13 protein-coding genes are annotated in these 12395 nt (G+C 37.7%); 11 read left to right on the forward strand and 2 right to left on the reverse strand.

The window, feature by feature from the left end; all coding sequences use genetic code 11:
• The first annotated feature begins 30 nt into the window (after positions 1-30).
• From K5G00_RS14785 to K5G00_RS14795, 3 genes are all read left to right on the forward strand, one after another.
• Positions 31-801 (forward strand): TIGR00266 family protein, encoded by a 771-nt coding sequence (locus tag K5G00_RS14785; protein ID WP_238766953.1) that lies wholly within the window; start codon positions 31-33, stop codon positions 799-801.
• A gap of 87 nt (positions 802-888) precedes the next feature.
• Positions 889-1404 carry a hypothetical protein gene (locus K5G00_RS14790; RefSeq protein ID WP_238766954.1) on the forward strand — a complete coding sequence of 172 codons (516 nt, stop codon included), beginning with the start codon at positions 889-891 and terminating at the stop codon, positions 1402-1404.
• A 118-nt stretch (positions 1405-1522) separates the two neighbouring features.
• Positions 1523-2584: a hypothetical protein gene (locus K5G00_RS14795; RefSeq protein ID WP_238766955.1), complete on the forward strand. Its 1062-nt coding sequence runs from the start codon at positions 1523-1525 to the stop codon at positions 2582-2584.
• Between the two features lie 535 nt (positions 2585-3119).
• Here K5G00_RS14795 and K5G00_RS14800 read toward each other — a convergent pair.
• Positions 3120-3821, reverse strand: coding sequence for a hypothetical protein (locus K5G00_RS14800; protein ID WP_158867584.1), 702 nt, complete (start codon positions 3819-3821; stop codon positions 3120-3122).
• A gap of 120 nt (positions 3822-3941) precedes the next feature.
• Between K5G00_RS14800 and K5G00_RS14805 the strand changes: the two genes are divergently transcribed.
• Together K5G00_RS14805 and K5G00_RS14810 are read left to right on the forward strand one after the other, a co-directional pair.
• The gene (locus K5G00_RS14805) at positions 3942-4640 is read left to right on the forward strand and encodes a M48 family metallopeptidase (RefSeq protein WP_238766956.1); all 699 of its coding nucleotides are present in this window, start codon (positions 3942-3944) and stop codon (positions 4638-4640) included.
• Positions 4641-4734: 94 nt separating this feature from the next.
• Positions 4735-6060: a deoxyguanosinetriphosphate triphosphohydrolase gene (locus tag K5G00_RS14810; protein ID WP_238766957.1), complete on the forward strand. Its 1326-nt coding sequence runs from the start codon at positions 4735-4737 to the stop codon at positions 6058-6060.
• Positions 6061-6134: 74 nt separating this feature from the next.
• Here K5G00_RS14810 and K5G00_RS14815 read toward each other — a convergent pair whose 3' ends face one another.
• Positions 6135-6905, reverse strand: a complete 771-nt coding sequence (locus K5G00_RS14815) for a TIGR00266 family protein (protein WP_238766958.1) — start codon at positions 6903-6905, stop codon at positions 6135-6137.
• Positions 6906-7017: 112 nt separating this feature from the next.
• On the opposite strand from K5G00_RS14815, the gene K5G00_RS14820 reads away from it, so the two are divergent.
• From K5G00_RS14820 to K5G00_RS14845, 6 genes are all read left to right on the forward strand, one after another.
• Positions 7018-7962 (forward strand): pseudouridine synthase, encoded by a 945-nt coding sequence (locus tag K5G00_RS14820; RefSeq protein WP_238766959.1) that lies wholly within the window; start codon positions 7018-7020, stop codon positions 7960-7962.
• A 126-nt stretch (positions 7963-8088) separates the two neighbouring features.
• Entirely contained in the window at positions 8089-8577 is a 489-nt protein-coding gene (locus K5G00_RS14825; protein ID WP_238766960.1) for an RNA polymerase sigma factor, read from the forward strand.
• Positions 8578-8583: 6 nt separating this feature from the next.
• Positions 8584-9264, forward strand: a complete 681-nt coding sequence (locus K5G00_RS14830) for a hypothetical protein (RefSeq protein WP_238766961.1) — start codon at positions 8584-8586, stop codon at positions 9262-9264.
• Positions 9265-9329: 65 nt separating this feature from the next.
• Entirely contained in the window at positions 9330-10712 is a 1383-nt protein-coding gene (glmM, locus tag K5G00_RS14835; RefSeq protein ID WP_238766962.1) for a phosphoglucosamine mutase, read from the forward strand.
• A gap of 380 nt (positions 10713-11092) precedes the next feature.
• Positions 11093-11566, forward strand: a complete 474-nt coding sequence (locus K5G00_RS14840; protein ID WP_238766963.1) for a methylglyoxal synthase — start codon at positions 11093-11095, stop codon at positions 11564-11566.
• A gap of 111 nt (positions 11567-11677) precedes the next feature.
• Positions 11678-12394 (forward strand): queuosine precursor transporter, encoded by a 717-nt coding sequence (locus K5G00_RS14845; RefSeq protein ID WP_238766964.1) that lies wholly within the window; start codon positions 11678-11680, stop codon positions 12392-12394.
• Position 12395 lies beyond the last annotated feature (1 nt).

Consider the following 12395-nt stretch of genomic DNA (forward strand, 5'->3'; position numbering starts at 1 on the left):
AACACATAATTAATCAACAATAAAAATTTTATGAATTCACATGAAGTAGATTACAAAATTGGTGGTCACGATATTCAATATGTAGAAATTGAACTTGACCCAAATGAAACCGTAATTGCCGAAGCAGGAGCAATGTTATACATGAAAGAAGGAATTGACTTTCAAACAAAAATGGGCGACGGATCAGAGCCGGATAAAGGATTGTTTGGAAAGCTTTTATCAGCAGCTTCACGCAAAATTGCGGGCGAGTCGATTTTTATTACCCATTTTACTCACCGTGGAATGGGGAAAAGCCATGTAGCTTTTGCTGCTCCATATCCAGGAACGATTGTTCCACTTGAGCTGAACGAGCTGGGCGGAAAAGTAATTGTACAACGCGATGCATTTTTATGTGCCGCCTTGGGAACAAAAATAAGCATGCATTTTAACCGTAAACTGGGAGCCGGATTTTTTGGCGGAGAAGGTTTTATTCTTCAAAAACTGCAAGGCGACGGGCGAGCATTTATTCATGCCGGAGGAACTTTAATTGAACATGAATTGAATGGCGAAACGCTACGTATTGACACTGGTTGTGTAGTAGGTTTTCAGGAAGGAATCGACTTTAGCATCGAGCAGGCCGGCGGATTAAAATCGATGGTGTTTGGCGGCGAAGGATTATTTCTTGCTACGCTTCGTGGCACCGGGAAAGTTTGGTTACAGTCAATGCCAATTAGTAAGTTAATCGATCAACTTTCTCCCGGAAGTTCAAATGTAAATAAAGGTGAGCGCGGAGGCTTACTTAATAATTTATTGGAAGGTTAAAATTTTTACTGATAAAAAAGCTTTTGAGGTGCGATAGTCTCAAATTTAATAACACAAAATCATTATTAATCACTTTAATTTTTAAAAATGAAAACACTTTTAAGAACATTTTTAATTGTCTCTCTTTTTTTTGTAGTTACAAAATCACAAGCTCAAATAAGCGTAGGCGGCGGGCTTTGGTATGGAAGCGATATTAACACTATTGGTATCAGTGCAAACGGCCACTATTCGTTTGATGAAAAATGGAGTGCTGCTCCATCTTTTACTTATTTTCTTGAAAAAGATTATGTAAAATGGTCGGCTCTTGATTTTGATGCCAATTATAACATTACCGAACTGGAGGATATTGGAAGCCTGTATGGGATTGGAGGTTTAAATATAACTTTCTGGAACGTTGATTATGATGGCGGGACCATTGACTTGGGAGAGTTTGGCTCGTATGATATGGATGTTGATGCTTCCGGTTCTGATGTAGGTATTAATTTGGGGTTGGGGTTAAATATTGCTGCTTCCGATAAGCTGGGCATTGCTCCCGAAATAAAATATACTGTCAGCGACGGCGGCTATCTGCGAATTGGTGCCAAGATTTTATTTGGACTTTAAATGTAAGGTAGAATAATTGGAAGAGGTTTTACGGGAAAACAGTCCTGAATAACCTCTCTTTTTATCAACTTGCACACCTAACTCGTGTATTAATACAATCTGCACTAAACAATAAAATATGAAAAAGGTAATAATCCTGATTTTGGCTATTATTAGCTTAAATGGTTTTGCACAGGAAGCAAAAAAATATGCCATAAAATCGGGCTATATAAAATACGAACTTACCGGAAATACAACCAGAACAAAAGAGCTTTGGTGGGACGATTTTGGGCAAAAAAGTTGCGAGCTTGAAAAGTCGAAAACTACTACAAAAATGTTTGGTATAAAAAACACCGAAGAAAAAAATATGTGTACCGTTTTGGTAAAAGATAAATTTTGGGTGGCCGATTATATTGCTGGCGCCGGAACCAGCGGAACAGTGGCATATTACCAGGAAGCACAGGATTACGCCAGCGATATGACTGAACAGGAGCAGCAGGAATTTGCTGATGAGTTATTGGGGCAACTGGGTGGAAAAAAACTGGGCACAGAAAATCTCGGTTCCTACTCATGTGACGTTATAAAATTACTGGGTGCAAAGTCGTGGATTTACAAAGGTATTAGTTTAAAAAATGAAGCAAAAATACTGGGCGTTGAAGCCAACGAAAAATATGTTGAATTTAGTCCAAATGCAAAAGTTGCTTCATCAAAGTTTAACCCTCCCGCAGGTGTCGATTACGAAAATATTTCAGCCAAACAGCAGGAGCACGGGTTTGGCGGATTAATGTCGGCCTTTGGCGATATGGAAAATATGGAGGACGAGGACGATAATATAATACCGGTAAATTACAAGTTTGATGAATTTAAGCAGGTTATCAGTAATTGTGAATTGGAAGGGTATAAATCGTTTGGTGCTGCCAATTCTGATGGCATTTATGTTGCCACTTTCATGAATGGAATACAAACTATTGCAATAACCTTGCAGGCTGATAGAAATGTGGATAAGGATGATGCAGAATACAAGTCGTTTAAACGCTTTAATACCAATGGACACACTTGTCGTTACGGAAAGCTGACCGAAGAAGACGGAACGGCACTACTGGTAGAATATCCTTCAAACGGCATGATTCTTTTGATTGTTGCAATGCCAGGGATGAGTAGAGAAGAAATGATAAAAATAGAAGATAAACTTCAGTTTTAAGAAGTATTTCTGGTAGAATGATCCCTTGTACCGGTTAGCCAGAAGCTAACCGGACCAGGGATTTTATTTTATCGGCATTTTGTGATAAGCATTTGTAAGATGAGGAAGTCTGTTTGCTCGGCTGCTGGAGGCTCTATTAAAAACGTTCTCTCTGGCTTATTTTGTTTTTTAGTGTCTTCTTGCTTTCATAATTGATTAAATTGAATATTTGTTTTCTGTAAGCAGTAGATGAAACCTAAAACGATTCTTTCAAACCACCTGCTTTTATCTTCAAATAGAAATTCCTGAAACATTATCAAGGGGTACAACGGTAAACATTATTTATACGATGAAAAAGAAATCACTCTGGTTTTTAAGACGAGAAGTTGACATTTCTCTATAAATTTTTTGAAGATAAATTCCGGGCTTGTCTGGCAGTTGCTTCCGTTGCTCATATCTTTTTGAGAGGACTGAAGAATCATTTTGAAGAAAAATAGCGTCAGTAAAAAAAAGTAAAGCTAATCTCATTATAGCTTTACCTTTTTTTTAAGTTGTTTTATCGAATTTTTTCCAGGTATAATTTTCTGATTTTTGAGAGATATTCGGAATCCAGCTTGTTGGAACGAATACGAACCACTTCATACAGTTTTCCATCTTTGTAAAAAGATCCACTGGCGGCATCATATTCATGCCCTTCCCAGTTGTATTTTACATCCATCGAAACTTTTACAAATGCTTCATAGTGTAAAAATTTTGGAATTTCAATATATCCAAATGTTGGTTCATTCACATCAACATAAACGCCGTCTCCCTGTTTCTCAAGCATCATAAATTTTACAATTTTCACTTCTGCTTCAAGTTTTCCTTTCAGGCGTTTGTTCATCAAAAATTTAATCCCATGTTGCAAATAAGCTTCCTGAATTTTTTCAACCAAATCAAGATCGGGGAGATGCCTGACACGAATTACGTTTAAGAATTCAGAACCAATCTGCATATATCCTTTTCCTGCATCAAAATTCCACTTGTATTCACGCTCAATGTTTTGAGTAGCCCGAAGCACTTCTTCCAAAGGATATTGTTTCTCAAGAACCAGGTACAAATAAATGGGTTTTACATTCATCGGGGTTTCATGATAATATCCGGGGAAAGGATTTAATGAATCAAAAACCAGGCTGCCCGGAAGGATTTTTTCTTCTATTGCAACCACTGTATCGTATTTTGTGAGGTTCCCAAATACTTCCATTTTTTTTCGTTCCATAAATTATTTTATTTAGTCAGATTGAAATTAGCTGTATAAATTTTTAATACTAAAAATGCTGAAAAAAGGTTCAGCTCGTTTCATATTAATATCTTTGATTTTATTTTTCTATATAAACGAATGACAAATAAAGTAGTTCAAATTAACGACATCGGAAAAGTCACTTTTTACCCTAACCGACGATCTAAAAATATAAAGATAAGCGTAAAACCCGATAAATCTGTACTGGTTTCTTTTCCTTATTTTGTATCGAACTACGAAGTAGCAACATTTGTTCAAAAGAATGTAGGATGGATTCGGCGGCAACAGGACAAATTTGAGTTAAAAAAGAATCGGGTAAAAGCCGGTGATGAGATAAAAACAAAATTACATACGGTCGTTTTTTGTGAAGCTGAAAAAAATAAAGTTGAGCACAAAAGTGAAACAATCAAAATATTTGTAAAGGATTTTGACACGGAACAAGCGCAACTTTTTATTGAAAAAGTTTTAACGGAAATTTACCGTTTTGAAGCCAAACGATTTCTTCCGGAAAGATTAAGGCAACTGGCTAACATTTATAAATTTAATGTAAATACGATTACAATCAGAAATAACCGCCGGAACTGGGGAAGTTGTTCTTCGAGAAACAATATTAGTTTGAATTTACAAATGATGAAATTGCCCGATGAACTGATTGATTATATTTTGTTACACGAACTTGTTCATACTGAAATAAAAAATCATGGACCGGAATTCTGGAAAAAATTGAATGAGATTACTGATGGAAAAGCAAGGGAATTGGCTAAACAGGTAAAACAATATTCAACCTATACTTTGTGATGCATAGCAAATAGTAAATCTCAAGCTTCAATTGGTTTTGGATTTTTAGATTTCTTTGGGCAGATTAAATAATTTAGCAGCATAAAAATTTAGAATGGACTGGAATAAATTGCTTTCAACAAAACGTTTGGGGATGGAAGACTGGGAATCATCGAAAAAGAAAGAGGATCGCTCCCAGTTTCAACGTGATTATGACCGGATTATTTTTTCATCGCCTTTCCGCCGGATGCAAAATAAAACACAGGTATTTCCATTGCCGGAACATATATTTGTGCACAACAGGTTGACACACAGTTTGGAAGTGGCCAGTGTCGGACGTTCGCTTGGAAACTTACTTTTTGAGAAAGTTGATTCGGAAAGTACCCTGGTTTCCGAAATCGGAACAATTGTTTCAACAGCCTGCCTGGCGCACGATTTGGGGAATCCGCCATTTGGGCATTCAGGTGAAGCTGCTATTTCCAATTTTTTTACCAACGGTGCAGGTATTGAATTTGAGAAAAAATTAGATGTGGGAGAGTGGAAAGACTTAACCCATTTTGATGGAAATGCCAATGCCTTTCGTTTGTTAACACACCAGTTTAACGGGAAACGACCTGGCGGTTTTGCGCTTACTTATCCAACCCTGGCCAGCATTGTAAAATATCCTTTTGAATCGGTTTGGGCAACAAAACAAAAGTTTGGCTTTTTTCAGTCGGAAAAAGAAGATTATTTAAAAATAGCAAGTGAATTAGGGATTGAAATGCTCCCGGAGAAAAGAAATCAATTCCAACGACATCCGCTGGTTTACCTCGTGGAGGCGGCTGACGATATTTGCTACCAGATTATGGATTTGGAAGATGCATTTAAACTGGGGATTTTGAGTTACGATACAACAAAGGAACTTTACCTCGATTTTTATCACCCCGAGTATGACAAAAAATCGCTCGGAAGTATTGAAAATACACTTCGGCGTGTAACTGACAGAAATGAGCAAATCAGCTATTTACGGGCAGGAGTTATTGGGAAACTGATTCATGAATGTATGGACGTTTTTGTACAAAACCAGGATACAATTATGAACGGTGTTTTTGAAGGAAGTTTAATCGGTGCGATTCGTGAAAAACAGTCAGAAGCAATGAAAGTAGTAAAGGAAATTTCATTTTCAGAGGTCTATAATCATCGTTCAGTAGTTGAGATTGAAATTGCCGGATACAAAATTATAGGAACTTTGCTTGAAGAGTTTATCAGTGCAGTAATTCAGCCAGGGAACTTATACAGTAAAAAAATTCTTTCCTTGTTGCCCGAACAATATAAAACTGAAAGCGATTTATTATATCCTAAAATTCAGTCGGTTGTAGATTTTATATCCGGGATGACCGATATTTTTGCTCTCGATTTATACCGAAAAATTAAAGGAATCAGTTTGCCTGAAGTAGTATAGAAAAGTCACAGTGTTCAGTCACAGTTTACTCTTGGTAAATCTGCAAACTGCGACTGAATACTGAGAACTTAAAATTATCCTTCCAACAGATTGTTGAGTAATCCTCCACGGGCTTCTTTTCTTGTATTTGGTCCATGGGTTGAAAGTTGTGCAATCAGTTTTCTTATTGGCATACTTTGCAGCCACACTTTTCCGGTTCCGCGCAGGGTTGCAAGAAAAATTCCTTCGCCGCCAAAAATCATTGAGCGAAGTCCTCCTGCCTGTTCAATGCTATAGTCAATTGAAGGTTCAAATCCTACAATACAACCCGTATCTACTTTTAATACTTCATTGTTTAATTGGCGTTCAATTACGGTTCCTCCCGCGTGAACAAACGCATTTCCGTCGCCTTGTAATGTTTGCAAAATAAATCCTTCGCCACCAAAAAATCCTGAGCCCAGTCGGCGGTTAAATGTGATTGATATTTTTGTACCCATTGCCGCACATAAAAAAGCATCGCGCTGAACAATTACACGCCCACCCATTTGTGCCAGGTTCATTGGAATAATGGTTCCGGGATACGGTGCGGAGAACGCCACATGTTTTTTGCCCCACCCCTGGTTGGTGAAGTGAGTCAGGAACAGCGACTCTCCCGTAATCAGACGCGAACCTGCAGACAAGAGTTTATCAAAAAAACCGGCATTGGGATTTGAACCGTCACCCATTCGGGCATTAAACTGAATACCGTCTTCCATGTAAAGCATTGCTCCTGCTTCGGCAATTACTGTTTCCCCCGGATCGAGTTCAACTTCAACCAATTGTACATCATGTCCCTTAATTTCGTAATCAATTTCGTGTGATTGCATAACTGTTTTCTTTTAATTTTTTTAATCGATTAAAGATAATCATTTTGAACTTGTTGAATAGCTATATTTAATGCGGAATTTTTCCGACCTTTGCAGAAATCAGACGTTAATAATGAGAAATAATTACAAAAAAGGAGACAGCAAAAGAGTGGGTGGTGGAAAACGAATTGGGAAAAGCCTGGAAAATAAAGAAACAAAATCGCTTAAAAAGGGAGTAGCTTCAAAAGGGAGGTTTTCAAAAAGTGAAACAGAAAAATCAAAAAGATATTCTTCGGTGGAAGAGAAGAAAACCTATTCCAAACCAAAAGCCCGGGTGATTAAAAAAACTCCCAAAAAACAAACATATTCTGAAGATATCAGACTAAACAGATTTATTGCCAATGCCGGAGTTTGTTCAAGGCGCGAAGCTGATACCTACATTTCAGCCGGGCTTGTTTCGATCAACGGAAAAACAGTAACCGAGCTTGGAACAAAAGTGAAACCAGGCGATGAAGTTCGTTTTGATGGACGCAGATTAAGTGCGGAGAAAAAAGTGTATTTGTTGTTAAACAAACCCAAAGATTTTGTGACAACAACAGATGATCCGCATGCCGACAAAACAGTAATGGATTTGGTTCGCAATGCCTGTGAAGAGCGTGTATATCCAGTTGGCCGACTTGACAGAAATACCACCGGTTTGCTGTTGTTTACAAACGATGGCGATTTGTCGAAAAAGTTAACGCATCCGAGCCACAATATGAAAAAAGTATATCAGGTAACGTTAAATAAAGCGCTCACAAAAGAACATCTCCTTCAGATTGCTGATGGTTTGGATTTGGAAGACGGGAGAATTGCCGCAGACGCCATAAGTTTTATCACTTCTGAGAATCGCACTGAAATTGGTATCGAAATTCATTCAGGCAGAAACCGGATTGTAAGAAGAATATTTGAACATTTGGGATACCGCGTTAAGAAACTCGACCGTGTGCTGTTCGCCGGCCTTACAAAAAAGAATCTTCCCCGGGGAAAGTGGCGTTTTCTTTCAGAAAAAGAAATTCATTTTCTGAAAATAAACTGATTTTAAAAAATCAAAAAGGCAGGTTCCAAAACGCAACAGTTTTTCAGTTTGAAAAAAACTGGTAAAACCGGGTTTGAAAAAAGAAAATTGTAATATTTTCAATCATTCGTTACTAATAGTGCAGTTTTGGAAAAGGAATTTTTACAGATAATCCAGAAAAATCAGGGCATCATTCACAAGGTGTGCAATATTTATTGCGACGTTGAAGAGGACAGAAACGACCTTTTCCAGGAGATTGTTGCCCAGCTTTGGAAGTCTTATCCTTCTTTTCGGAACGATTCGAAATTTTCAACATGGATGTACAGAGTCGCTTTAAATACAGCAATTACGTCATTCAAAAAGAATAAAAGACGACCAGACCAGAGTAGTCTGTCGTACGACAATTTTCAGCTTGCTGATGAGAAATACGATACAGAAACCGAAGAAAATATCAAGCAGTTGCATAAAGCAGTGAGTCAGCTGACCGGCGTTGAAAAGTCGATTGTGTTACTCTATCTTGAAAATAAAAAATATGAAGAAATTGCTGAGATTACCGGCATTACCCAGAATTATGTGCGGGTGAAAATGAACCGGATTAAGAAAAAATTGAAAAAATTTATGGTAACAGAAGAGTAGACAGATATGGATTTAAAAGATCTGAAAAAAACATGGGATAAACTCGCATCGAACAAGGAGTTGGACGAAGCTCAAATAAGGGAGATGCTGGGAAAACGGACAAAAAATCTGATCGAAAGAATCGATCGGAATATCCGCATTGGTTTTTTTGTCCTTTTCGCGTTGATTCTTGTTTTTATACTGAACGACTTTGTTCTTTCCCCTGAATTGGTTAAAAACTTTGAAAAAGAACTTGAACTTCCTACCTGGCTTCAGATTTTATCTGTTTTCGGAGATGTGATAATTATCGTTACTTTTTTAGTCTTTGTGGCGAGGTATTACAAAGTGAAAAAAATATGCGATCAAACCTGTGACCTCAAAAATACGCTTATAAAGATTATTTCGACATTAAATTTTTACCGGACATTGTATTACATTTCTATTTTTATTATCCTTATTTCATTCTCTATAAATTTTATTGCCGGTGTTTATGAAGGCGTTCTCTTTAAGGCTCACAGTGAGGGAATTCAAATAAACGAAATTGAATTCGGAGACCTTGCAACAACTGTTTTTATTACTTTGTTTCTTCTGCTTTTAATTACGGTTGGAGTTTATGTTTTTTTCCGCTGGGGATTTCATAAATTGTATGGCAATTATATATCCAAACTAAAACTTACACTAAAGGAATTGGAAGAAATTAACGAATAGTTTATTGGTTTTTATTCCATTTTTTAAATCGCCTTTGTATTTTTGTCAGCTCAAATTCACACTAGATGACATTAATAAAATCAATTTCAGGAATACGTGGAACCATTGGTGGAAAACCGGGTGAAGGATTAAGTCCGCTTGACGTAGTTAAATTTACTGCTGCCTATGCCGTTTGGGCGAAGTTTGCAGCCAGTAAACAAAAGGTGAAAATTGTTGTTGGTCGCGATGCAAGAATTTCCGGGCAAATGGTGAGTTCGCTGGTTATTGCAACACTAAACGGAATGGGCTGCGATGTAGTAAATATCGGTTTGGCAACTACACCTACAACAGAGATTGCCGTTACCGAAGAAAAGGCTGACGGAGGAATTATTTTAACAGCAAGCCATAATCCAAAACAGTGGAATGCGCTTAAGTTGCTCAATTCGAAAGGTGAATTTTTAAACGCTGAAGAAGGGGCGACCATTTTGGAGATTGCTGATTCGGAAGATTTTATTTTTTCAGAGGTTGATGATCTGGGAGTTACTCTGGAAAAAGACTACACAGCTATCCATGTCCAAAAGGTTTTGGATTTGGAATTGGTAGATGTTAAAGCAATTAAGGAAGCCGGTTTTTCCGTTGCAGTTGATGCCGTTAACTCGGTGGGCGGAGTTGCAATTCCTGCACTTCTAAAGGCTCTGGATGTTAAAAATATTGTTGAAATAAACTGCGATCCTAGCGGACATTTTGCACATACACCGGAACCACTTCCCGAGAATTTGGTTGAAACTTCGGAAACAATAAAAAACAGCAGAGTTGATGTGGGTTTTGTGGTTGATCCGGATGTTGACCGTTTGTCTGTTATCAACGAAGACGGAACCATGTTCAACGAAGAATATACACTTGTAGCGGTAGCCGATTATATATTGAGTAAAACTCCCGGAAATACGGTTTCCAATCTTTCATCGAGCCGTGCTTTGCGGGATGTTACCGAAAAATACGGACAGAAATATGCGGCGGCGGCTGTTGGCGAAGTAAATGTGGTAGCTAAGATTAAAGAGACCAACGCTGTAATTGGCGGTGAAGGAAACGGAGGCGTTATTTATCCCGCCAGTCACTGCGGACGTGATGCGTTGGTTGGAGTCGCTTTGTTTTTAAGCCATCTCGCCAAAAGCGGGCTGAAGTGTTCTGAACTTCGTAAAACTTATCCCGATTATTTTATTTCAAAAAATAAAATCGAACTCACGCCCGAAATTGATGTAGATGAAGTTCTCGCAAAAATGAAAGTGAAATATGCACATGAGAATGTAAATGACATTGATGGTGTTAAGATTGATTTTGCTGATTCCTGGGTGCATCTTCGAAAATCAAATACAGAACCAATCATCAGAATTTATTCCGAAGCAAAAACAAAAGAAGCAGCTAATGGTTTGGCTTTGAGTATAATCGGTGATATTAAAGCCATTGTTTAAGCTGGTAGCATTCCGTTTTGCTTTTTTTGTGTTATTCGACCTGATAGTTATCGGGATATTCAAGAATCTGTTTCAAATAAAGAGACGTTGAAATGGATTTTGTGTAACATGTTGTAAATGTGGTGTTTTGTGTGATGTTTGTTTGATTGTTGTCGTTCATTTTGTTCGTAAAGATTAAATAAATCTAAATAAATTCAATTCCCCTGAATTTTGTTGCAGAGTTGTGGCTGAAATGCATATACCTTTGTAGCGAAAACAATTAATTATTGTTCCGGAAAAGATGGGAACAAGTGTAAAAAAGTCAAATAAACCTGCCGTCAAACGAAACTTCTGAACATAAAATTCACAGTAAGTTTATTGAAATTAAACAATTAAAAGCCATGAAAAAGAAAAAAAACATTGCGATTGTTGCACACGACAATCGTAAAAAAGATATAATAGAATGGGTGTCGTACAACTGGATGGAACTGGTTCAACATAACTTAATTTGTACCGGAACAACCGGGAAACTAGTGGAAGAAACTCTTGCCTTTAAATGTTTGGAGAATAGTGTTGTTCCGCCAACCGTAACACGATTAAAATCAGGACCACTTGGCGGCGACCAGCAATTAGGTGCATTGATTGTTAACGGTGAAGTGGATATTTTGATATTTTTTTGGGACCCGATGCAACCACAACCACACGATGTGGATGTAAAAGCCTTGCTTCGGATAACCGTTTTGTACAACATCCCAACGGCATCGAACCGTTCAACCGCTGACTTTATTGTGTCGTCAAGTTTGTTTCATGAAAGTTACCGACCTATAGTAAAGGATTATGCCGGTTATATAACCCGGGAGGTTGATGTAACTTAAAAGTTAAAAATGATATCGTTTTGGTAATTGAGATTTTTGCTACTTTTGCAGCCGGAATTCGAATACAAACTATTGCAGGTGGCATCACCCTGCGACTAAAAAATTAAAAAAATGCAAAACGAATTGTTGTGGCTGGCTATGCTGCTGGCAAATTTTTTCCTGATTATTTTAGCCTATAAACTTTTTGGTAAGTGGGGATTAGTTATGTGGATTCCTATTTCCGTAATTGTAGCCAATATACAGGTTATTCAGACCATACAATTGTTTGGGCTGGTGGCGACACTCGGCAATATTGTTTATGCCACATCGTTTCTGGTTACCGATATACTTTCCGAAAACTATGGAAAGGAAGAAGCGAAAAAAGCCGTTTGGATAGGTTTTTTTAGCCTTATTTCAATGACATTGCTAATGAACCTGGCATTGGTTTTTGTCCCTTTGGAAGGGGATGAATTTGCGGCGGTAACACATGAAGCAACCAGTACAATATTTAAATTGATGCCACGAATTGCGGTGGCAAGTTTGGCGGCTTATCTTTTGTCGCAGCGGCATGATGTGTGGGCGTATCATTTTTGGAGAAAAAGATTTTCAAAGGATAGCCAGATTTGGCTGAGAAATAACCTGAGTACCATGGTTTCACAACTAATTGACAGCCTTGTTTTTGTGCTGATAGCCTTTTATGGTGTTTATGAAACAGGAATTTTATTCGAGATATTTATTACAACCTATTTTTTAAAATGGATTGTAGCTGCAGCCGATACTCCATTTGTTTACTGGGCGAAACGAATTGAAAAGAGAAATAGATTTGTGATGCAGAATACAGAGAGTTGAC

The sequence above is a fragment of the Maribellus maritimus genome (genome assembly GCF_022267315.1).
In the GTDB taxonomy this organism is placed as follows: domain Bacteria; phylum Bacteroidota; class Bacteroidia; order Bacteroidales; family Prolixibacteraceae; genus Draconibacterium; species Draconibacterium maritimum.